Annotated in this window: 17 protein-coding genes; 10 read left to right on the top strand and 7 right to left on the bottom strand. The window is 67.6% G+C overall.

Going from position 1 to position 21,422, the window contains the following annotated elements; all coding sequences use genetic code 11:
• Positions 1–111 precede the first annotated feature (111 nt).
• From AC07UK_RS31095 to AC07UK_RS31085, 3 genes are read left to right on the top strand one after another with little or no spacing between them, the layout of a single operon-like run.
• A complete protein-coding gene (locus AC07UK_RS31095; RefSeq protein WP_436225099.1) occupies positions 112–1,566 on the top strand; it encodes a TolC family protein in 1,455 nt (484 codons plus the stop codon).
• A gap of 2 nt (positions 1,567–1,568) precedes the next feature.
• Complete coding sequence (locus AC07UK_RS31090; RefSeq protein ID WP_436225100.1) at positions 1,569–2,729, top strand: efflux RND transporter periplasmic adaptor subunit; 1,161 nt, start codon at positions 1,569–1,571, stop codon at positions 2,727–2,729.
• A 6-nt stretch (positions 2,730–2,735) separates the two neighbouring features.
• Positions 2,736–5,852: an efflux RND transporter permease subunit gene (locus AC07UK_RS31085; RefSeq protein ID WP_494687167.1), complete on the top strand. Its 3,117-nt coding sequence runs from the start codon at positions 2,736–2,738 to the stop codon at positions 5,850–5,852.
• Positions 5,853–6,027: 175 nt separating this feature from the next.
• On the opposite strand, the gene AC07UK_RS31080 is transcribed toward AC07UK_RS31085, so the two are convergent.
• Together AC07UK_RS31080 and AC07UK_RS31075 are read right to left on the bottom strand one after the other, a co-directional pair.
• Positions 6,028–6,393, bottom strand: a complete 366-nt coding sequence (locus AC07UK_RS31080) for a mechanosensitive ion channel protein MscS (protein WP_436225102.1) — start codon at positions 6,391–6,393, stop codon at positions 6,028–6,030.
• A 121-nt stretch (positions 6,394–6,514) separates the two neighbouring features.
• Complete coding sequence (locus AC07UK_RS31075; protein ID WP_436225103.1) at positions 6,515–8,980, bottom strand: DUF3772 domain-containing protein; 2,466 nt, start codon at positions 8,978–8,980, stop codon at positions 6,515–6,517.
• Positions 8,981–9,458: 478 nt separating this feature from the next.
• Between AC07UK_RS31075 and AC07UK_RS31070 the strand changes: the two genes are divergently transcribed.
• Positions 9,459–10,127, top strand: coding sequence for an alpha/beta hydrolase (locus tag AC07UK_RS31070; RefSeq protein WP_494687166.1), 669 nt, complete (start codon positions 9,459–9,461; stop codon positions 10,125–10,127).
• A gap of 18 nt (positions 10,128–10,145) precedes the next feature.
• Here the strand turns inward: AC07UK_RS31070 and AC07UK_RS31065 are convergent, their stop codons facing one another.
• The 3 genes from AC07UK_RS31065 to AC07UK_RS31055 form a co-directional block, all read right to left on the bottom strand.
• Complete coding sequence (locus tag AC07UK_RS31065; protein ID WP_436225104.1) at positions 10,146–10,871, bottom strand: GntR family transcriptional regulator; 726 nt, start codon at positions 10,869–10,871, stop codon at positions 10,146–10,148.
• Between the two features lie 57 nt (positions 10,872–10,928).
• Positions 10,929–12,257 (bottom strand): MFS transporter, encoded by a 1,329-nt coding sequence (locus tag AC07UK_RS31060; protein ID WP_316156901.1) that lies wholly within the window; start codon positions 12,255–12,257, stop codon positions 10,929–10,931.
• A 129-nt stretch (positions 12,258–12,386) separates the two neighbouring features.
• Positions 12,387–14,042 carry a GMC family oxidoreductase gene (locus tag AC07UK_RS31055; protein WP_436225105.1) on the bottom strand — a complete coding sequence of 552 codons (1,656 nt, stop codon included), beginning with the start codon at positions 14,040–14,042 and terminating at the stop codon, positions 12,387–12,389.
• A gap of 130 nt (positions 14,043–14,172) precedes the next feature.
• On the opposite strand from AC07UK_RS31055, the gene AC07UK_RS31050 reads away from it, so the two are divergent.
• Entirely contained in the window at positions 14,173–14,997 is an 825-nt protein-coding gene (locus tag AC07UK_RS31050) for an IclR family transcriptional regulator (protein WP_436225106.1), read from the top strand.
• Positions 14,998–15,024: 27 nt separating this feature from the next.
• Here the strand turns inward: AC07UK_RS31050 and AC07UK_RS31045 are convergent, their stop codons facing one another.
• Positions 15,025–15,630 carry a uracil-DNA glycosylase family protein gene (locus tag AC07UK_RS31045; RefSeq protein ID WP_436225107.1) on the bottom strand — a complete coding sequence of 202 codons (606 nt, stop codon included), beginning with the start codon at positions 15,628–15,630 and terminating at the stop codon, positions 15,025–15,027.
• 13 nt (positions 15,631–15,643) lie between these two features.
• Positions 15,644–16,402, bottom strand: a complete 759-nt coding sequence (locus AC07UK_RS31040) for an IclR family transcriptional regulator (protein ID WP_436225108.1) — start codon at positions 16,400–16,402, stop codon at positions 15,644–15,646.
• A 178-nt stretch (positions 16,403–16,580) separates the two neighbouring features.
• Between AC07UK_RS31040 and AC07UK_RS31035 the strand changes: the two genes are divergently transcribed.
• Genes AC07UK_RS31035 through meaB form a run of 5 tightly spaced genes read left to right on the top strand, consistent with a single transcriptional unit; the run spans position 16,581 to position 21,418 of the window.
• Positions 16,581–17,360, top strand: a complete 780-nt coding sequence (locus AC07UK_RS31035; RefSeq protein ID WP_436225109.1) for an enoyl-CoA hydratase/isomerase family protein — start codon at positions 16,581–16,583, stop codon at positions 17,358–17,360.
• Positions 17,357–18,982 (top strand): acyl-CoA mutase large subunit family protein, encoded by a 1,626-nt coding sequence (locus AC07UK_RS31030; RefSeq protein WP_436225110.1) that lies wholly within the window; start codon positions 17,357–17,359, stop codon positions 18,980–18,982. Before AC07UK_RS31035 ends, AC07UK_RS31030 begins: the two co-directional genes overlap by 4 nt.
• Entirely contained in the window at positions 18,979–19,395 is a 417-nt protein-coding gene (locus AC07UK_RS31025) for a cobalamin B12-binding domain-containing protein (RefSeq protein WP_436225111.1), read from the top strand. Before AC07UK_RS31030 ends, AC07UK_RS31025 begins: the two co-directional genes overlap by 4 nt.
• On the top strand, positions 19,392–20,519 hold the full coding sequence (locus AC07UK_RS31020) for a CaiB/BaiF CoA transferase family protein (protein WP_436225112.1): 1,128 nt from the start codon (positions 19,392–19,394) through the stop codon (positions 20,517–20,519). The genes AC07UK_RS31025 and AC07UK_RS31020 overlap by 4 nt, the downstream gene beginning before the upstream one ends.
• On the top strand, positions 20,516–21,418 hold the full coding sequence (gene meaB, locus AC07UK_RS31015; protein WP_436225113.1) for a methylmalonyl Co-A mutase-associated GTPase MeaB: 903 nt from the start codon (positions 20,516–20,518) through the stop codon (positions 21,416–21,418). Before AC07UK_RS31020 ends, meaB begins: the two co-directional genes overlap by 4 nt.
• Positions 21,419–21,422 lie beyond the last annotated feature (4 nt).

Here is a 21,422-nt window from a genome sequence, read left to right as displayed (position 1 = left end):
GGCAAGCCGCTGCCGTTGTGCGTCCTGCCGTGATCGCGTCCGAGTGACCGCTCGCCTCGGGGCGGGCGGCAGCATGGCGACAGGCAGCCGTATTGCTTGCTTTCCCGACTCATGACAACAACCAAGCTGACCCTGATCGCGTCGCTTTCGCTGATCGCGCTCGCCACCGCCCCGGCCCATGCCGGCGCAAATGGCGGGGTGTCCCCGAAGGCAACGGACGCGGCCGGTGCCGCGCCGGCCGCCCCCGCCCCCCTGACCAAACCTGCTGCCGCACCCATGCCGGGCTCCGCCATCCTGGCGGCCGCGGCGGTGCCCAAGCCCGTATCCGCCGCATCGGCCGGCACCCAGGCGGGACCCGCCTACTCGCTGCCCCAACTGCTCGACCTGGCCCAATCCACCAACAAGGGCGTGGCCGCCGCCGAGGCCGGTGTCGATGCCGCCAGCGCCGCCATCAGCAGCGCACGTGCCTATCCCAACCCGCAGGTGGAAGTGATGTACGGCCGCTTGTCCGGCAAGCAGCCGGGCGTAACCAGCGGCAATGCGCCCAGCTACGCCGTGGTGCAGAAGCTGGACTACCCGCACCAGCGCAGCCTGCGCGAGGCCATGGCCACCCGCGGGCTGGAGTCGTCGCAGGCCATGCGGCAAGGCTTCCGGGCCGACCTGGCCGCGCGCGTGAAGACCGCCTACTACGACGTGCTGCGCCGCGAGAGCGAGCTGCATGCCGCCGAGGAAGACCTGGCGATGATGCGCCAGATCCATTCGCGGGCGCGCCTGCGCGTGGAGGTGGGCGAGGCGCCGCGCTATGAACTGATCAAGGCCGAGACCGAACTGCTGGCCTCGCAGAAGAGCCAGCAGACCGCCGGGCTGCGCGTCAACCAGGCCAAGGCCGCGCTGCGCCAGCAGGTGGGCGGTGCCATGCCGGGCCAGTATGCGCTGGCCGGCACCCTGGGCCAATCGCCCGACGTGCCGCCGCTGCCGGTGCTGCGCGACACCATGACCGCCAGCAATGCCGAACTGGTCCAGCGCCGCATGGAGCTGGAGCGCGCACAGCTGGGCGTGAACTATCAGAAGTCGCTGCGCTGGCCCGAGGTGGCGGTGCGCGCCAGCACCGACCGCCAGCCTGACAACAACGTCTCGCAGATCGGCCTGGTCCTGACCATCCCGCTGTGGGACCGCCGCAGCGGCCCGGTGGGCGAGGCCACGGCGCAGGCCACGCAGGCGCGCAGTGCCCTGGAAGCGCGCGAGTTCGAGCTGACGCAGGAGCTGGAGGCCGCCTACCGCCAGTACGAGATCAACCAGGCCCAGGTGACGGCGCTTGAGTCCGGCATCGTGCGCGAGGCCGAGTCGGCGCTGGGCGTGGCCGAGTCCGCCTACCGCTTCGGCGAGCGCGGCATCCTGGACTACCTCGATGCCCAGCGCGTGCTGCGCGGCGCGCGCAATGAACTGATTGCCGCCCAGTACGACGTGCAGGTGGCCGCCATCCAGATCGAAAAGCTTATGTCGACCGCCCCGGGCGCTACCGCAGCGCCGGGCCTGCAGCCGACCTCCACCATCGAACAGAAATAACCATGCGTCCCAATTTCCTGCTTTCGCTGACGGCCGCTGCCGTCCTGACGTTCAGCCTGGCGGCCTGCTCCGACAAACCTGAACCCGTCGCCGAAGCGCCCAAGCTGCCGCCGGGCGTGATCCAGCCCGAGGGCAACCTGCAGAAGGGGCTGAAGGTGGCGCCGGTGGCCACCTCCCCGTTCAGCGAGATGCTGCGCGTGGCCGGCCGTGTCGACTTCGACGAGCAACGCGTGGCGCGCATCGGCGCCAGCGTGACCGGCCGCGTGACCGACCTCTACGCCACCCTGGGCCAGGAAGTGAAGGCCGGCCAGGTGCTGGCGCGCCTGCACAGCAGCGAGCTGGGCACGGCGCAGATGGCGTTCCTGAAGAGCGAGGCCCAGACCGAGCTGCAGGGCCGCAACGCCGAGCGCGCGCGCCAGCTGTTTGCCGCCGACGTGATCGGCCGCGGCGAGCTGCAGCGCCGCGAGAGCGAACTGGCGATCGCCTCGGCCGAGATGCGCGCCTATCGCGACCAGCTGCGCGTGCTGGGCATGTCGCAGGCATCGATCGCCGATCTGGCCAGGAGCGGCAGCATCAATTCGCATTCGCCGGTGTTTTCCAGCATCAGCGGCACCGTGGTCGAGCGCAACGTGGCGCAAGGACAGGTGGTGCAGCCGGCCGATGCGCTCTATACCGTGGCCGACCTGTCGCGCGTATGGGTGGTGGCCGAAGTGCCCGAACAACAGGCCGCCCAGGTAGCCGAAGGGCAGAGCGTTGACATCGAGGTGCCTTCGCTTGGCAACGGTGCGGGCAGCAAGAGCATCACCGGCAAGCTGATCTACGTCGGCCGCACGGTCAACCCGCAGTCGCGCACGGTGCTGGTCCGTACCGAGCTGGAGAACCGCGAAGGCCGCCTCAAGCCGGCCATGCTGGCCAGCATGCTGATCGCCGGCAAGCCGGTCGACCAGCTGGTGATCCCGGCCGCCTCGGTGGTGCGCGACGGCAATGACGAGCTGGTCTATGTCGAGATGCCGGGCAACAAGTACCGCCTCACCAAGGTCAAGCTGGGCGCCGAAAGCGACGGCATGCGCGTGGTGCAGAACGGTGTGAAGGCCGGCGACCGCATCGTGGTCGATGGCGCCTTCCATCTCGACAACGAGCGCAAGCGCCTCGAGCAAGGGTAATCGGCCATGATGAAATCCCTAGTCGAAGCCGCCATCAAGCAGCGGCTGGTGGTGTGCGTGATTGCCGTAGTGCTGTTCTTCTTCGGCCTGCGCGCTGCCACCAAGCTGTCGGTGGATGCTTTCCCCGATGTGACGAACGTGCAGGTGCAGATCGCCACCGAAGCCGCGGGCCGCTCGCCCGAGGAGGTCGAGCGTTTTGTCACCGTGCCGGTGGAAATGGCCATGACCGGCCTGCCCGGCCTGGAAGAGATGCGCTCGCTGAACAAGGCGGGCCTGTCGCTGATCACGCTGGTGTTTACCGACGCCACTGACGTGTACTTTGCCCGCCAGCTGGTGATGGAGCGCCTGATCGAAGTGGGCGGGCGCATGCCGGAAGGCGTGTCGCCGGTGCTGGGCCCGGTTTCCACCGGCCTGGGCGAGGTATACCAGTACACGCTGGACCGTGCCGACGACGGCAACCGCGAACTGACGCAGGAAGAGCTGGCCGAGCGCCGCATCGCCCAGGACTGGGTGGTGCGCCCGCTGCTGCGCTCGATTCCGGGCGTGGCCGAGATCAACTCGCAGGGCGGCTACGTGCGCCAATACCAGGCGCTGGTCAACCCGGAACGCATGCGCCACTACCAGATCTCGACCCAGCAGGTCTATGAGGCGCTGGCGCGCAACAACGCCAATTCCGGCGGCGGCGTGCTGCCGCACTATGCCGAGCAGTACCTGATCCGCGGCGTGGGCCTGGCCCGCGGCGTGGATGACCTGGGCAGCATCGTGCTCAAGGAGATCAACGGCACGCCGGTGTACCTGCGCGACGTGGCCAGCGTCACCATCGGGCATGAGGTGCGCCAGGGCGCGCTGGTCAAGAACGGCCAGACCGAGGCGGTCGGCGGCATCGTCATGATGATGCGCGGCGGAAATGCCAAGGAGGTGGTCAGCCGCGTGAAGGCACGCGTGGCCGAGATCAACGAGCGCGGCATGCTGCCGGGCAAGCTGCAGATCGTGCCGTACTACGATCGCAGCGAACTGGTCGACTCCGCACTGTGGACCGTGACCAAGGTGCTGCTGGAAGGCGTGGTGCTGGTGGTGATCGTGCTGTTCCTGTTCCTGGGCGACGTGCGTTCGTCGGTGATCGTGCTGGCCACGCTGGTATTGACGCCCTTGCTGACCTTCATGGTGATGAACGAGGTGGGCCTGTCGGCCAACCTGATGTCGCTGGGGGGGCTGGCCATTGCCATCGGCCTGATGGTCGACGGCTCGGTGGTGGTGGTCGAGAACGCGTTCGAGCGGCTCGGCCACAAGGAGCCTGGCCTCACCAAGACCGAGATCCTGGTCAAGGCCGTGCAGGAAGTGGCCACGCCGGTGATCGTGGGCGTGGGCATCATCATCCTGGTGTTCCTGCCGCTGATGACGCTGTCGGGCATGGAAGGCAAGATGTTCGCGCCGCTGGCGTTCACCATCTCGATCGCGCTGGCGATCTCGCTGTTCCTGTCGCTGACGCTGTCGCCGGTGCTGTCGTCGTACCTGCTCAAGGGCGGCGCCGAGCATGACACGCATGTGATCGCCTTCATGAAGCGCCACTACCTGCGCCTGCTGCACTGGGCGCTGGGCAACAGCCGCAAGACGGTGATCTGCGCGGTGGCGGCCTTCGTCGCCACGCTGGCGATCGTGCCGCTGCTGGGCACCTCGTTCATTCCGGAGATGAAGGAGGGCTCGATCGTGCCCGCGATCGACCGCGTGCCCAATATCTCGCTGGAAGAGTCGATCAAGCTGGAGAAGGAAGCCAACAAGCTGGTGCTGAGCGTGCCGGGCGTGAAGTCGGTGGTGTCCGGCGTGGGCCGCGGCGAAAGCCCGGCCGACCCGCAGGGCCAGAACGAGTCGACCCCGATCGCCAGCCTGAAGGACCGCGGCGAGTGGCCCGACGGCTGGACCCAGGACGATATCGCCAACGCCATCCGCGACAAGCTCAAGGCCATTCCCGGCGTGCAGATCGTGATGGCGCAGCCGATCTCGGACCGCGTCGACGAAATGGTCAGCGGCGTGCGTTCGGACGTGGCGGTGAAGGTGTTCGGCGACGACCTGGACAAGCTGCGCGAGCTGGCGGGCGAGATCGCCCGCGTGGCCGGCGGCATCCAGGGCTCGCAGGACATCCGCATCGAGCGCGTGTCGGGGCAGCAGTACCTGTCGATCGAGATCGACCGCCAGGCGATTGCGCGCTACGGGCTGAACGTGTCCGACATCCATGACGTGATCGAGATCGCCATCGGCGGCAAGCGCGCCACGGACATCTTCGAAGGCGAGCGCCGCTTTGCCGCGGCGGTGCGCCTGCCGGAGGAGTTCCGCAACAACGAGCAGGCCATCCGCCAACTGCTGGTGTCCACGCCCAACGGCACCCAGGTGCCGCTGCAGAGCGTGGCCAGGATCGAGGTCAACGACGGCCCGGCCCAGATCAGCCGCGAAATGGCCAAGCGCCGCGTGGTGGTAATGATCAACGTGAAGGACCGCGACCTCGGCGGCTTCGTGGCCGAGCTGCAGCAGGCAACCGGCGCCAAGGTGAAGCTGCCCGAAGGCTACTACCTGGAGTGGGGCGGCCAGTTCCAGAACATGGAACGCGCCATGGGCCACCTGAAGATCATCGTGCCGGTGACCATTGCCGCGATCTTCTTCCTGCTGTTCCTGCTGTTCAACTCGCTGCGCTTTGCCACGCTGATCATCACGGTGCTGCCGTTTGCCTCCATCGGCGGCATCATCGGGCTGTTCGTCACTGGCGAATACCTGTCGGTGCCGGCCTCGGTGGGCTTTATCGCGCTGTGGGGCATGGCGGTGCTGAACGGGGTGGTGCTGGTGTCGTATATCCGCACGCTGCGCGATTCGGGCTTGTCGGTCGATGAGGCGGTGGTGCAGGGCGCGACCCAGCGTTTCCGCCCGGTGATGATGACCGCGACCATTGCGATGCTGGGCCTGGTGCCGTTCCTGTTCTCGACGGGGCCGGGCTCGGAGGTGCAGCGCCCGCTGGCGGTGGTGGTGATCGGCGGGCTGATTACGTCGACGCTGCTGACGCTGGTGATGGTGCCTACGCTGTATCGCTGGTTTGATGATCGCAGGCCGGATCCGACCAGGGATGTGCCGGTGTAAGGCGACATCGTCTCGCGTCCCGCTGGTCTCGCGTCCCGCTGGTTTGCTACCCTCTCCCGCAAGCGGGAGAGGGAGCACCCAATCGGTAGTCTGTGCGGCGCATGCTTGCCGGTATCTTCAAGACAAACGCCCCATGCTTGGCATGGGGCGTTTCTTTTTTGCACAGCCGCCTTGTTCAATAACCGTAATACGGCTGCTGCTGTTCGTAATACCCCGACGGCTGCGGACCGCAAGGCACGTAGGCACGGTCGTAGTCGCGGTAGCAATAGCCTGGCGGCGCTGCCGGCGGTGCGTATGAGACGGGAGCCGGCGCGTATGCCACCGGAGCCGGAGCGTAGGTGACAGGGGGCGGCGCCGCCATGACCGGCGCCGAGGCCAGGGCCGCGCCAAAGGCCAGGCCGACCAGGGCGCCGACAGCCAGCACTGCTCCGGCATTCGAGCCGCCGCCGTGGTGGTGGCGGTCGCGCGCCGTCGCCGGGCCGGCTGCCACCAGCGCCACGCTCAGGGCAACCGCTGAAACGATTCGGGTGGAGGGGCGCATATCGGACTCCTTCTGATGCAGCTTGTGTGCATTCATGATGCACGCAAAGTGCCCCTCAAGGTGTTTCGGCGCGGCCGGCGACTTGTTAGGGTTGTAACGGCTGCTTTAATGCCGGTGCCGGTCAGCCGGCGGCCAGCGTGCGCTCTGGCTCCTGCCCGAATGGCGGCATGTTTTCCAGCCGCAGCGATTGCGGCACCGACAGCGAGATGTCCGCGGCGCGCAGGCGCTTCAGGATCTCGAACAACAGGTCGCTGCGCGTGTTCGCGGCGATGCGCGGGCTGCCGACATAGCCCGTCACCGACAGCGTGATGCCGTTGGGCGCCAGCTGGCTGAACATGACTGAGGGTGCCGGCACGTCGAGGATGGTCTCGTTCTCGCGGTAGACATCCAGCAGCAGGTCGCGCAGCTGTTCGGGGTCGGTATTCAGGGGGAAGGTGAGTTGCAGCGACGCCACCCCCTGGGTGCTGTTGCTCATGGTCACGTTGCGCAGGTTCTGCGAAATGAGCTGCGAGTTGGGCACGATCACGGTGGAGCGGTCGCCCAGCTGGATCTCGGTGGCGCGCACGTTGATGCGGCGGATATCGCCCTCTACACCGGCAATGCTGACCATGTCGCCCACCTTGACCGGCCGCTCGGTCAGCAGGATCAGGCCGGAGACGAAGTTCTTCACGATCTCCTGCAGGCCGAAGCCGATGCCCACCGACAGCGCGCTGACGATCCACGCCAGGTTGTCCCAGCGCACGCCCAGCAGCGACAGCACCAGCAGCACCAGCAACACATAGCCGACATTGCTGTACAGCGTGATCAGCGAGGCGCGCAGGCCCGGCTCCTTGCAGACCTTGGGCAGCAGTTCCCCATCGAGCCAGCGCCGCACCGAGCGCAGCAGCCAGATGCCGACTCCGAGCGCGATCAGCGCATTCAGGATGCGGTCTGGCATGATGTTGAGGCTGTGCAGCTTCTCGCCGCCCAGCACCATTACCAGGCTGTTGAGCAGGTCCGCGGGTGTGGTGCCGAAGCCGCCTGTCAGCAGCGCCAGCACCGCCACCAGCAGCAGCACGCTGGCGCCGATGCCTGACAGGATGGTGGACGCCTGCTCCAGGTGCGAATCGTCCACGCCGAACAGCTGCTTGATGACGCGGCCGCTGGCGTAGTTGGTCGAGAGCAGGCTTTCGCAGACGTCGCGCGTGACCTGGGTCAGCAGGTACAGGCTGCACAGCACGATGTCGAACCAGACCAGCTCATAGGTCAGGAAGCGCGCAAAGCTGATATAGCCGGCCAGCAGCGCCACCACCGACACCAGCACGATGACCGACACGCCGGCGTGGATCATGCCCGCCAGGGTGGCGCGCGCCTCGGGCCGCTCGCCCGCGGCGGCCAGCACGTTGCGCACGCGGTTGGCGCGCAGCAGCGCAGCGCCGATGGTCAGCACCACCACCAGCGAGACCAGCCCGCGCCACAGCAGCGTGACCTGCACGCTGGTATCGGCAATGCGGTTCAGTTGCTCGAGCGTGCCGGCCAGCAGCAACAGGCCGGCCAGCACGGCGGGGAAGGGCTTCATCGCCAGCGCGACCGGATCGGCCAGCGCCGGCAGGCGCCAGGAGGGATGACGCGTGCACAGCAGCGCGCGCCCCAGGCCCGCGATCAGCGCGCTGGTCAGCGTCAGCTTGAGCAGCTGGCCGTACAGCTCCGTCAGGTCCGGCGGCAGTTCATAGTTGCGCGTAAAAGCGTTGTAGACCAGCTGTACCGCCAGCCCGGTGGTGCACACGGTGGCCATCGTGGTGGCCAGCGCCAGGGCGCTGCGGCGCAAACGCGTCGCCGGCAGCTTGTTCAGGCAGAACCACGCCAGTGCCCGTTCGGCCAGGCGCCGGCCCAGGGTCCATACGGCCAGGGCCAGCAGCAGCAAGGCGATGGTGGCGGCGCGCTGCGACGGCTGCCAGGCCAGTTGCGCCATCGGCACCACCTGGTCGGTAAAGGTGGCCAGGCGCGCCTGGTCTTCCTGCGTCGGGCTGGCCAGCGGCTTCCAGAACTGCGGATTCAGGATGCTCTCGGAGCGCAGCGCGAGCTGGTCCTTGATCTGGCTGCGCTGCAGCCGCGCCAGCTGGTCGCTCAGGTTGGCGATGTTCGCCTTGCTCTCGCCCGCCTGCTTGAGTTGCGCGTCAAGCTGGGCACGGCGCGCATTCAGTTCGGCGCGCTGCTTGACCACGGCCGGCGCTTCCTTGGTCGTGCCGGCCGCCGGTGGCGGACCCAGCACGTCCAGCTGCGCCTGCAGCTGCGCACGCTGCGGTGTCAGCGCCGAAGACAGCTTGTCGACGTCGGCACCGAGCTTCTGCAGCGTTTCTTCGAGTTCATGCAGCCTGGTGTTGCCGTCCGGGTCCGAGGCCTGCTGCTTGACGCGGTCCTGCTCGGTCTGCAGGCGCTTGAGTTCGGCGGTGGCTTCGCCGTGGGTGATGGCGGGCGCCTGCTGGGCGCCGGCCTCGGAAGCCGCTTCGGATGCCGGGGCGGCCAGCGCGGCGGGCAGCGTGGCCGGCATCAGGTGGCATAGCGCAGCGAACGCAAGGCCCAGTGCGAGCCGTGAAACTTTGCTCATGGCGGAATCTCGTCGGATGGTGACGGCTTGCGGCGGCTCCGGCATCGGCAAGGCATCGCGCTGGCACGCGTCGGATGCGGCGGCGATGGGATGCGGGAACGGCCGGAACACCGGCAATGAACACGGGAAGGGATGACCGCTCGCTGGCGCTCCCTTCGGCGAAGTCTGGTCAGGGCACGAAGCGCGGCGGGCTGCCTGGCAGGCCGGTGTGCGTGACACGGGACGTGCTGACCGATGGCGGCGGGGCCCAGGGGAAAACGGAAAACGGCCTTGCCGCGGTTCGCAGAATTATACGAAAGCGAATGCGCCACCCAGCCCCGCGGGGTGTCGGATGGTGCACTGGCTGACATTTTGATACGGATACGCGCGTGCGGCGCGCGGCGCAGGGCCGGATGCCAGCCGGCGCGGCCCGCGGGAATGGCATTACCATCACGGTTTTCGGGCCGCAGGCGGCCCATCGTCATCACCAGGAGAAGGCATGGCTGTTCCGTCAGGCACGGAAAAGGCGCAGCTCGGCGGCGAGGCCGGGCAGATTGAAATGTTGGTCGACCGTCCCGCCGGCGCGCCGCGAGGCATCGCCGTGGTGGCGCATCCGCATCCGCTGCTGGGCGGCTCGGCCACGCACAAGGTGCCGCACCAGCTGGCCAAGGCGCTGGTGGCACGCGACTTCCTGACCGTGCGGCCGAATTTCCGCGGGGTCGAGGGGTCCGCGGGCGAGCATGACCAGGGCAGCGGCGAGGCGCAGGACATGCTCGCCGTCGTCGCCCATCTGCGCGAGGCCCATCCCGGCCTGCCGCTGGCACTGGCCGGCTTTTCCTTTGGTGCGTTCGTCATGGCCCATGTCGCTGCCACGCTGGCGGCGCAGTCCGTGCCGATCCGCCACCTGGTGCTTGCCGGCACGCCTTACGGCACCGTCAAGGCGCATCGCAGCTATGACACGCCGGCCGTGCCCGCCGATTGCCTGGTGGTCCATGGCGAGCGTGACGAGCGCGCGGAACTCGGCGCGCTGTTCGACTGGGCGCGCCCGCAGGGGCTGCCCGTGGTGGTGGTGCCGGGTGCGGACCACTTCTTTACCGGCAAGCTGCCGCTGCTGGTCCGTATCGTTGGAGGGTACCTGGATCGCCCCGATGCCGGGGCGGCCGCCTGACGGCCTTGGGCCCTGGCCTCAGGCGTTCGGCACCGCCGGCGCGCCGGCGATCGGGTCGGGATGGATCTGCATCAGCGCGGCGCGCTTCTCCAGCAAGTGCTGGCGCAGGATGGCCGACAGCCGCTTGCCGTCGCGGGCTTCCAGCGCGCGGATCATCTCCTCGTGATCGTGCACGGCGCGGTCCCATTTGCCGGTATGGTGGTTGGAGCGGAAACGCATCGCCTTGAGCCGCCGGTTGAGCGACAGGTAGGTCTGCTGCAATGTCTGGTTGCGCGCGGCCTCGGCAATGCGGTCGTGGATCTCCTGGTTGCGCGCGTAATAGCCGGGCAGGTCGTTCTGCGCGCGGCAGGCCAGCATGGCGTAGTGCAGCGCCTTGATCTCGGCCAGCTCCGGAGGCGTGATGCGCTCGCACGCCAGCTCCCCGGCAAAGGCCTCCAGGCCGCTCATCAGCTCGAAGGCTTCCCAGGCCTCGGCCTCGCTCATCCGTGACACGCTCGCGCCGCGGTTCGGCGAGATCTCGATCAGCCCCTCGGCGGCCAGCACCTTCAGCGCCTCGCGCAGCGGCGTGCGCGAGATGCCCAGCGTTTCACACAGCTCGCGCTCATTGAGCTTCATGCCCGGCGGCAGCACCCCCTCGACGATAAAGTTGCGCAGGTGGTCGACCACGGTGTCGTGCAGCCGCTGGCGCACGACCCTGGGCAGGAGCGGGGCGGCGGCCGCACCGGTGCCGTCCGGAGTTTGCATGCAATGTCCCTGTCATTGGCGTTGCGCCATTCTAAGACATTGCCGGCGGGCGGCGGCCTAGCGTGCCGGACCGCGCAGCGGCATGCCGTTTTCGCGCGGCGCCTGGGAACCTTCGCCCCGCCCGATCAGCGCCACCGACAACGCCGACACCACCCCCGCAAAGGCCACGTAGGCGCAGATCTGCCAGGGCTTGCCGCCGCCCGACCTGAGCAGTGCCGTGGCGATGATGGGCGTGATGCCGGACGCGAAGATCCCCGAGAACTGGTAGACGAACGAAATGCCGGTGTATCGCACCCTGGCATCGAACAGCTCGCAGAAGAGCGCCGCTTCCGGGCCATAGACCGCGGCGTAGAGGATGCCGAACGGCACCACGATGGACAGCCACAGCAGCATGGTGTTGCCGCCGCTGTTCAGCATCAGCCAGAACGCCGGGAAGGCCGAAAGGGCCGTGATCAGCGATCCCCAGAAATACACGCGGGTGCGGCCGATGCGGTCGGACAGGTGGCCGAAGAACGGAATGAAGAAGCACATCGCAATGGCCGCCGCCATCACGCCGACCAGCGCTTCAGTCCGGCTGATATGGATGGTCTGGGTCAGGTAGGTGATCGAGAACACGCCGAAGATGTTGAAGAAGACCCCGTCGATATAGCGCGCGCCCATGCCCTTGAGGATATTGCCCGGGTAGCGCCGCATCATGTCGACAAAGGGGATCTGGGTCTCGGCATTGCGCTGCTTGATCACGGCGAATTCAGGCGTCTCCTTGACGTTGAGGCGGATATACATGCCCACGAACACCATCCCCGCCGAGATCAGGAAGGCGACGCGCCAGCCCCAGGCCAGGAACTGCGCATCGGTCAGGGTCAGCGACAGCAGCGCCACCACGCCGGATGCCAGGCACAGTCCGATCGCCAGCCCGATCTGCGGCAGCGACGCATAGAAGCCCCGTTTGCCCGGCGGCGCGTACTCATAGGCCATCAGCACCGCGCCGCCCCATTCGCCGCCCAGGCCGATGCCCTGCAGCACGCGCAGCAGCAGCAACAGGATCGGCGCCAGGATGCCGATGCTGTCGTAGGTCGGCACCAGTCCGATCAGGAAGGTGGACACGCCCATGATCATCAGCGTGATCACCAGCATGCTCTTGCGGCCGACCTTGTCGCCGAAGTGCCCGAAGATCACGCCGCCCAGCGGCCGCGTGACAAAGCCCACCGCAAAGGTGGTGTAGGCCAGCATGGTGGCCACCAGCGGGTCATTGCCGGGGAAGTACAGCTTGTTGAAGACCAGGCCGGCGACCACGCCGTACAGGAAGAAGTCATACCACTCGATGGTGGCGCCGATCACGGACGCCAGCGCGACCTTGCGGATCGCCTGTTCGTTGGGGCTTGTCATGCTTGTCTCCTCTGGTGATGGGCGGCGTCCTCTGGAAGGATGGTTATGGACGCCGGATGCACTGCGGGGTTTTGCCTTGTTATGGATGCCTGGCCTTGGTTGTTCGCAATCAGGACTGGCGCAAGCCGCTCAGGCGGCCGCTTCCATCGGGGTCGCTGCATCGACGGGGTGCATTTCCCGCCGTGCGTCTTCGCGGATGAAGTCGGCCGCGCGCTCGGCCATCATCACCACCGGCACGTTGGTGTTGCCCGAGACCAGCGTCGGCATCACCGAGCAGTCCACCACGCGCAGCCCGCCCACGCCATGCACGCGCAGGCGCGCATCGACCACTGCCAGCGGATCGGCGGCGGGACCCATTTTCGCGGTGCCGGACGGATGGAAGATGGTGGCGCCGTACTCGCGGCAGAAGTGCAGGATCTCGTCGTCGCTGCGCACCTCGTCGCCCGGCCGGAACTCGCGTTTCATCAGGCCGCGCATCGGTTCGGTCTGCGCCACGCGCCGGGCGTAGCGCACCGCTGCCACGGTGCAGCGCCGGTCCAGCTCGGCCGACAGGTAGTTGGGCTGCATCGACGGCGGCTCATACGGATCGGTCGAGCGGATCCGCACCGTGCCGCGCGACTCGGGCCGCAACTGGCATACCGAATAGGTGCAGCCGGAGAAGGGATGCACCATGCCGCCCGCCATGTCGGCGGACAGGGTCGAGAAATGAAACTGCGTGTCCGGCGTGGCGCTTTCCTGCGGCAATGCGCGGCAGAACATCGCGCCCTGGTTGATGCCGATCGCCAGCGGTCCCTTGCGCATCAGCAGCCATTCCAGGCCCATGCGCGCCTTGCCCGTCAGCGAGCGCAGCTGGTCGTTGGTGGTGATCGGCTTTGCCACCTCGTAGATCAGCCGCACCTGCAGATGGTCCTGCAGGTTCTCGCCCACACCCGGCAGGGCATGCACCACCGGTACGCCCAGGTCCTGCAGCAACGGCGCCGGGCCGATGCCCGACAGCTGCAGCAACTGCGGCGACTGCAGCGCGCCGGCGCACAGGATCACCTCGCGCCGCGCCCGCAGGATATAGGGCTGGCCATGCTGGGTGTAGCGCACGCCCACGGCACGCTTGCCTTCGAACAGGATCCCGGTGGTGTGGGCATCGGTCTCGACGCGCAGGTTCGAGCGCCCGCGCGCCGGACGCAGGTAGGCCACCGCGGTGGAGCAGCGCCAGCCGTTGCGGGTGGTGAGCTGGTAATAGCCCACGCCCTCCTGGTCGCCACCGTTGAAGTCGGTCTGGCGCGGCAGGCCCAGGGCCTGGCCGGCGCCGATGAAGGCATCGACCAGCGGATGCTGCCGGTCGATCGAGGTCGCGTTCAGCGGGCCGTCGGTGCCGCGCGTGGGGCCGGCGCCAAGGTCGTTGTTCTCGAGCTTGCGGAAGTAGGGCAGGCAGTTGTCCCAGCTCCAGCCCGGATTGCCCAGCGTCTCCCAGTGGTCATAGTCCTCGCGCTGGCCGCGTACGTAGATCAGGCCGTTGATGGCGCTGCTGCCGCCCAGCGTGCGGCCGCGCGGCCAGTAGATGCGGCGATTGAGCATGTTGGGATCGGGATCCGTATAGAAGCCCCAGTTCACTTCCTTGTGGAACATGGTCTTGCCATAGCCGATCGGGATATGGATCCACGGGTAGCGGTCGGGCGGGCCGGCCTCCAGCAGGCAGACCGAATAGCGGCCGTCTTCGCTGAGCCGGTTGGCCAGCACGCACCCGGCCGAGCCGGCGCCTACCACGATATAGTCAACGGTTTGCGACATCGTCGCTGTCTCCTTTTGTGGCCGGCAGGCGCGTAGCCACCCGGCTTCGATCTATAATCTGAAACGTTCTGTTCCGGATTTTATTTTTCAAAGCCGGAATGGAAAGCTCAATCGCGAGGAGACGCCGGTTGTGAAACAGAACGTGCAATTCCCGTTTCAGAATCGCACTGCAGCAGAAGACGGGGCGGTGGAGGACGATGCACGCAGCCTGCGCGTGCTGATGGTGCTATCCAGCCTGGCCAGGGCGCAGCACCCGCAGACGCTTTCCCAGCTTTCGCAGCGGCTGCATGTGCCCAAGGCGACACTGATGCGCCTGCTGGCCGCCATGGAGCGCACCGGCTTCGTGGTCCGCATGCCCGCCGAGCGCGGCTACGTGCCCGGCCCGGGCGCCGCGGCCCTGTCATTGCAGACCCTCAGGAGCCCGCCGATGCTGCGCGAGTGCCGCGCCATCCTGGCCAGGCTGGTGGCGAGCCTGGGCGAGACCTGCAACCTCACCGCGCTCGACGGCGACCGGGTCCTCTATGTAGAGCGCGTCGAGACGCACGAGCCGCTGCGCCTGCAGCTGTCGCCCGGCATCCACGTGCCGCTGCACTGCACCGCCAGCGGCAAGCTGTTCCTATCGGCGATGAGCCGGCTGGAACGCCAGCAGATGCTCAGGCGCCTGGACCTGGCCCCGCACACGCCGCGCACGCTGTCCGATGTGCCGGTCCTGAATGCCGAACTGGACCGGCTGGGCGCGCGCGGCATCGGCGTGGACCATGAGGAATTCGTGCGCGGCATGTGCGCGGTGGCCGTGCCGGTGCGCGAGCCGGATGGGGAGGGTTCAGGCCGGGTGGTGGCTGCGATTGCCTGTCATGCGCCGACTGCGCGGGCCACGCTGGAGGCGCTGCTGCAGGCGGTGCCGACGCTGCAGGGGGCGGCCAGGGAGATGGCGGCGGTGCTGTGCACGCATTGAGGTTGGATGCGTGGCGTCCAGAATCGATTACTGGCCGTGCCGCAACAGCAGCCCAACCCGCTCGCGCAACATCGGCAGCACCTCGCCCTCAAACCAGGGATGCTGCTTGAACCACGGCTGGTTGCGCGGTGACGGATGCGGCAACGGCACGAAGTCGGGCGCGTAGTCCTTCCATGCCCTGACGGTCTCGGTCAGCGTCGGCTTGCGGCGCGCCCCGAGGAAATGGCGCTGCGCGTACTGGCCGACCAGCAAGGTCAGCTCGATCGACGGCAGTTCCGCCAGCAGCCGGTCGAGCCACAGTGGCGCGCATTCGCGGCGCGGCGGGTTGTCGCCGCTCTTGCCGCGTCCGGGATAGCAGAACCCCATCGGGATGATCGCGAATTGCGATTCGTCGAGGAAGGTGGCGGCATCGACCCCAAGCCATTGCCGCAGGCGGTCGCCGCTTGCATCGTTCCAGGGAATGCCGGTTTCGTGCACGCGTATCCCCGGCGCCTGGCCGACGATCAGGATGCGCGCGTCTGCCCCGACACGCACGATCGGGCGCGGGCCTAGCGGCAGGTGTGGCGCACAGGCGCGGCAAGCCCGTACTTCGGTCAGCAGGGCATCGAGCGAGGCGTAGCGGGGCCGGCTCATGGTCACTGCGCCATCACGCGTGGTTGCCTGCCACCTGCCGCGACAGGAAGCTGCAGGTGGCCACCAGCACTTTCGCGCACTCAGGGATGCACGTCTCCATCCGGTTCCGCGGTCCGGCCACGGCAATGGCCAGGGTCTCATTGTTCAACGTGAGAAAGGTCGCGACGGCCCAGACGTCGCTGACGTTCTCGCCGCGCGTGACGAAGTAGCCGGCGCGCCGGCTTTCCTGGATGTCGCGCACGAGGGCTTCCGGGTCGGTCTTGGTGGCCATGGTGATGGCCGGCAGTTCCCGGCCGGCCAGCCAGCCGCGCAATTCCTGCTCCTTCAGGCCGCCCAGGATGGCCTTGCCGATGGAGCTTGAGTGCAGCGGCTTGAATTCCCCCGGCTTGGCGGTGTAGCGGATCGCGTGCACGCCTTCGATGACCTGCAGGTAGATCACGGATTCACCCTGCCGCTTGCCGAGGATCACGGTTTCCCGCGTGGCGTCGCGCAGCCGCTCCAGCACCGGCGTGGCGCGTTCCACGAACGGGTCTTTGTCGGTGATGTCGCGCGCCACGTCATAGATGCGCCGGGTGGGATAGAGCGCGCGCGGACGGGTGAGGGAATAGAGGTAGCCGCGTGCCATCAGGGTCGAGACGATGGCGTGGCAGGTGCTCTTGGGAATGTCTATTGCCTCCGCCAGCTCCGTCAGCGACAGCGGCCGCTGGCTTGCCTGGAAGGCTTCAAGGATATCGATCACCCGCTCGATGGCGGTCACCGTGACGCCGGACATGGACCCCTCCTTTCGCTTGCACCTGGCTGGAAGAAATTCGGCCGGCTGAACAAACGCCGGCGGCGTGGCCGCATTCCGCTGCATTGTACTCATTTGTTCGAGATACGGAACTAGCGTTCTTGTCTCGGAATAAACCCCCGCCTAGCATCCATTCAAACCAGTCGGGAGGCAGATCAGCGTGTACGCAACTAAGGACATCACCGTGGAGGAGCGCGCCGGCGGCGCGCTATGGATCACGATCGACCGGGCGCAGAAACACAATGCGCTGGCCCGCCACGTGCTGGCGGAGTTGGCGCAGGTGGTGAGCGCCGCGGCGTCGCAGCCCGGGGTGCGCTGCATCGTGCTGACCGGCGCCGGCGAGCGCTTCTTTGCGGCAGGCGGGGATCTGGTCGACCTGTCCGGCGTGCGCGACCGGGAGGCGACGCTGGCAATGAGCGAGCAGGCGCGCGGCGCCCTGGATGCGGTGCGCGACTGCCCGTTGCCGGTGCTGGCCTACCTGAACGGCGATGCCATCGGTGGCGGCGCCGAGCTGGCATTGGCCTGCGACATGCGGCTGCAGTCGGCGAGCGCGCGCATCGGCTTCATCCAGGCGCGGCTGGCCATCACCTCGGCCTGGGGCGGCGGCCCTGACCTGTGCCGGATCGTCGGCGCGGCGCGGGCCATGCGCATGATGAGCCGTTGCGAGCTTGTCGATGCGCAGCAGGCGCTGCAGTGGGGCCTGGCCGATGCGGTGGTCACGGACGGACCCGCCGGCAAGGACATCCACGCCTTCCTGCAACCGCTGCTGGGCTGCGCCCCGCAGGTGCTGCGCGGCATCAAGGCACAGACCGCGGCCAGCCGGCGCGGCGAGTCGCATGACGCTGCCCGCACCATCGAGCAACAGCAGCTGCTGCATACCTGGCTGCATGCGGATCACTGGCACGCTGCCGAGGGCATCCTCTCCAGGAGGGCCCAATGAGCAACGCTGAGCTTTCCATGACGGACGCGGGCGCCGAGCCGGCCTTGCGGCCGGTCAGCCAGAGCGGCATCGAGGTGCCGGCCAGCGTGGATGCGGCGGCGGTCCATCCGGACCGGATCGGGGAGCCCGGCAGCTACCCGTTCACGCGCGGGATATTTCCCGATGGCTACCGGGGCCGGTTGTGGACCATCCGCCAGTACTCGGGATTCGGCACCGCGGAGGAGTCCAATGAACGCTACAAGTTCCTGCTGGCGCAGGGCCAGACCGGCCTTTCGGTGGCGCTGGACCTGCCGACCCAATGCGGCTTCGATCCGATCCACCCGATGGCCCGGCCGGAAATCGGCAAGGTCGGCGTGTCGCTGTCGAACCTGAGCGAGGCCGAGATCCTGTTCGACGGCCTGGACCTGTCAAGGATCTCGACATCGTTCACCATCAACGGCACGGCCGCGATCATCTATGCGATGTACCTGGCCGTGGCAGACAAGCAGAACGTGCCGCGCAGCAAGCTGACCGGAACGATCCAGAACGACATCCTGAAGGAGTACGTCGCGCGCGGCACCTGGATCTTCCCGGTGCGGCCGTCGATGCGGCTGATCGCCGATTCGATCCTCTATTCGAACGAGGTCTCGCCACGCTTCAACCCCATCAGCATCGCCGGCGCCCATGTGCGCGACGCGGGGGCCACGGCGGCCGAGGAAATGGCGTACACCCTGGCCAACGGACTGGCCTATGTGGACGAGCTGCGTGCCCGGGGCGGCGACGTGGAGAAATTTGCCAAGCGCCTGTCCTTCTTCTTCTACGTGCACATGGACTTCTTCGACGAGATCGCCAAGTTCCGGGCGGGCCGCCGGCTCTGGGCGCGCCTGATGAAGGAGCGCTATGGCGCAAAGGACCCGAAAGCCCAGCACTTCCGCTTCGGGGTCGTCTGCGGGGGATCGTCGCTGGTGGCGCCCCAGCCCTACAACAACGTGGTGCGGGTGGCGGTGGAGACCATGGCCGCGGTGCTGGGCGGGGCGCAGTCGATCTTCACCTGCGCCTTCGACGAGGCCTTCCAGATCCCGACCGAGTTCTCCGCCGAGCTGGCCGTGCGCACGCAGCAGATCATCGCCTATGAAAGCGGCATCGGCCGGACCGTCGATCCCCTGGGCGGCAGCTACTTCCTGGAGCAGCACACCGACCGGATGGAGGCGCAGATCGTCCAGGTGATGAACGAGATCGAAGCGTACGGCGGCGTGATCCCCGCCATCGAGGATGGCTGGATCCAGATGCGGCTGGCCGAGCGGGGCCTGCAGCGCAAGCTGGATGCCGATTCCGGCCAGACCGTCGTCGTCGGCCAGAACCACTTCAGGAAGGAGGGGGAGGAGATCCGGGTCGGCGAGGTGTTCACGCTGGATCCGACCGTCGCGCAGCGGGCCCTGGAGAAGTTCCAGCGCATGCTGGACACGCGCCAGCAGTCAGCCGTGGACGCATCGCTGGCCCGGCTGACGGCCGCGGCCGCCAGGGACAGCGAGAACGTCATGCCCTATCTGGTGGATTGCTGCCATGCCTATGCCACGGTCGGGGAGATGGTGGCTTGCCTGAAGCAGCAATGGGGCGAATTCAAGGAACCGGTGAATCTATGAACACCCTGCAAGCCGCCGGCGCGTTGTCCGGCAAGCGGATACTGATCGGCAAGCCCGGCCTGGACGGCCACGACATCGGCGCGAAGATCATTGCGCTGACGTTGCGCAATGCCGGTGCCGAGGTCATCTACACCGGCCTGCGCCGCAGCCCGCTGCAGATCGCGCAGGTCGCTGTCGACGAGGGCGTGGACGCAGTGGGCCTGAGCATCCTTTCCGGCAGCCACAAGGAATTGGTGGGCGAGGTCATCGCCCAGTTGCGCGAACTCAATGCGCATGACATCAAGGTCTTTGTCGGCGGCACCATTCCCGCTGAGGACCAGCCCTTCCTGCGGACGCTGGGAGTCACCGCAGTGTTTACCGCCGACATGCCGCTGGAGACGGTGGTCGGCGATCTGGGCAGGAGCCTGGCGTGAGCGCGCCCCTTGCCGGCATCCGCATCATCGAGGTCGGCCACATGCTTGCCGGGCCCTACTGCGGGCTGATGATGGCCGACATGGGCGCCGAGGTGATCAAGATCGAGACCCCGGAAGGCGATATCGGACGCACCATCAGCCCTCATTTCATCGGCCCGCACAATGCCTACTTTGCCAGCCTGAACCGCAACAAGAAGAGCGTGGTGCTCGACCTCGCCAGCGAGGCAGGGACGTTGGCACTCGGGCGGCTGTTGCGGCAATCCCATGCGCTGGTGACCAACCTGCGTCCGGCGGCGGTGCGCAAGCTCGGGCTTACCTACGAGGTGCTGCGCCAGTGGAATGAGCAGCTGGTCTGCGTGGCCGTCACCGGCTACGGCCTCGACGGCCCCTATTCGGACATCCCGGCATACGACTATGTGATCCAGGCCATGACCGGGGTCATGGCCTTGACAGGAGATCCCGCGGCACCGCCCACCAAGGCCGGCTACTCGGCGGTGGACAACTCGGCTGGTCTGGTTGCCGCGGTGGGCTTGCTGGCGAAGATCGTGCAGGGGCGGGGTGGACAGGTGGACGTGGCCATGTACGACGTGATGCTGTCGCAGCTCAACTACCTCGCCGGGGCCGCCCTGAACGCGGGTGAGACCATTGAGCGGCTGGCCGACTCGTCGCATCCCTACCTGGTGCCCGCACAGATCTTCCCGACCGCGAAGGGCTGGCTGACGCTTTTCATCACCCATGACCGGTTCTGGAAGACCTTCTGCGAGGAGGTGGACCGGCCGGCGTGGACCACGGATCCGCGCTTTGCCACCATGGCGGGCCGCCGCGCGCATCGTGCCGAGGTGATACCCGAGATTGCCGAGGTGCTGCGCTCCGCCCCGGCGGCGCAATGGGTGCGGCGCCTGGGGCCACAGGGCGTGGTCGTGTCGGAGGTGGGCACATTGAATGAAGCGCTGGGCAGCGACATCACCGCTGCGCGCTCGCTGATCGTGGCGCTGGGGCAGGGCGAGCTGCCGCTGCGCGCGGTGGCAAGCCCGATCCGCTTCTCGGATTACGAGCCGAGCTATGGCCTGCCGCCGTTGCTTGACGAGCATCGCGATGAAGTCCTGGGCAAGGTGGCGCCATGAACCCGTCCTCGCTCGACCGGGGTGCGCTGGGCCGGACCCTGACCCGCATCGCCAACGCCATGCCCGCGGAGCTGGTGCAGCGAGCGCAGCGGGATACCCCGCTGCATCCGGCCAGGCGCATCGGCATGACCGGTGCGCCCGGCGCGGGCAAGAGCACCCTGTTGGGCCACCTCGCCATGGCGCGCGCGTCTAAGGGGCGCCTCGGCGTGCTCGCGGTGGATCCCAGCAGTCCCAGGAGCGGCGGCGCCATCCTCGGGGACCGGATCCGCATGGACGAGCTTGGCACCAGCCCGGAACTCTATATCCGCTCGCTGGGATCGCGCGGCACGTCGGATGGCCTGGCCGACAACCTCCCGGAGATGCTGGATGCGATGGATGACTTCGGCTTTACCGAGGTGCTGCTGGAAACGGTCGGTGTCGGCCAGACGGAGTACGCGGCGCGCGCGCAGGTCGATACGCTGGTGCTGCTGTTGTTGCCGGACAGTGGGGACATGGTGCAGGCGATGAAGGCGGGGATCATGGAAATGGCCGATATCTTCGTCGTCAACAAGGCAGACCTGCCGGGCGCCCAGCGCATGGCCACGGATATCCGGCGCATCGGCGCCATCACGCGGCATGCGCAAGGCGCATGGGTCCCGCCGGTGCTGCTGACCGCGGCATCGCGTCCCGCCTCGATCAGTGCCTTGTCCGATGCCATCGACCGGCACCAGGCGTGGCTGGCTGCCGCCGGGCGGCAGGCGGCGTTGCGCAGGCAGCGGGCCCGCTACCGGCTGAAGCGCCTGCTAGAGGTCCAGGTCGCCGAGGTGGTCGCCAATCAAACCGATGAATTCCTGGCCCTGCCACTGCGGCAACAGCTGTCCCAGGCCTGGACCCTGCTGGGCAAGACCATTGGCGCGTAGCGCT

This window comes from Cupriavidus sp. GW821-FHT07C08 (assembly GCF_059419025.1).
This window is presented reverse-complemented; position numbering and strand designations above follow the sequence as displayed.

What these genes read in the sequence shown, in the direction of transcription:
- AC07UK_RS31095 (WP_436225099.1), top strand. Translation starts at nt 112, where the DNA reads ATGACAACAACCAAGCTGACCCTGATCGCGTCGCTTTCGCTGATCGCG.
- AC07UK_RS31090 (WP_436225100.1), top strand. Translation starts at nt 1,569, where the DNA reads ATGCGTCCCAATTTCCTGCTTTCGCTGACGGCCGCTGCCGTCCTGACG.
- AC07UK_RS31085 (WP_494687167.1), top strand. Translation starts at nt 2,736, where the DNA reads ATGATGAAATCCCTAGTCGAAGCCGCCATCAAGCAGCGGCTGGTGGTG.
- AC07UK_RS31080 (WP_436225102.1), bottom strand. Translation starts at nt 6,393, where the DNA reads ATGCGCCCCTCCACCCGAATCGTTTCAGCGGTTGCCCTGAGCGTGGCG.
- AC07UK_RS31075 (WP_436225103.1), bottom strand. Translation starts at nt 8,980, where the DNA reads ATGAGCAAAGTTTCACGGCTCGCACTGGGCCTTGCGTTCGCTGCGCTA.
- AC07UK_RS31070 (WP_494687166.1), top strand. Translation starts at nt 9,459, where the DNA reads ATGGCTGTTCCGTCAGGCACGGAAAAGGCGCAGCTCGGCGGCGAGGCC.
- AC07UK_RS31065 (WP_436225104.1), bottom strand. Translation starts at nt 10,871, where the DNA reads ATGCAAACTCCGGACGGCACCGGTGCGGCCGCCGCCCCGCTCCTGCCC.
- AC07UK_RS31060 (WP_316156901.1), bottom strand. Translation starts at nt 12,257, where the DNA reads ATGACAAGCCCCAACGAACAGGCGATCCGCAAGGTCGCGCTGGCGTCC.
- AC07UK_RS31055 (WP_436225105.1), bottom strand. Translation starts at nt 14,042, where the DNA reads ATGTCGCAAACCGTTGACTATATCGTGGTAGGCGCCGGCTCGGCCGGG.
- AC07UK_RS31045 (WP_436225107.1), bottom strand. Translation starts at nt 15,630, where the DNA reads ATGAGCCGGCCCCGCTACGCCTCGCTCGATGCCCTGCTGACCGAAGTA.
- AC07UK_RS31040 (WP_436225108.1), bottom strand. Translation starts at nt 16,402, where the DNA reads ATGTCCGGCGTCACGGTGACCGCCATCGAGCGGGTGATCGATATCCTT.
- AC07UK_RS31030 (WP_436225110.1), top strand. Translation starts at nt 17,357, where the DNA reads ATGAGCAACGCTGAGCTTTCCATGACGGACGCGGGCGCCGAGCCGGCC.
- AC07UK_RS31025 (WP_436225111.1), top strand. Translation starts at nt 18,979, where the DNA reads ATGAACACCCTGCAAGCCGCCGGCGCGTTGTCCGGCAAGCGGATACTG.
- meaB (WP_436225113.1), top strand. Translation starts at nt 20,516, where the DNA reads ATGAACCCGTCCTCGCTCGACCGGGGTGCGCTGGGCCGGACCCTGACC.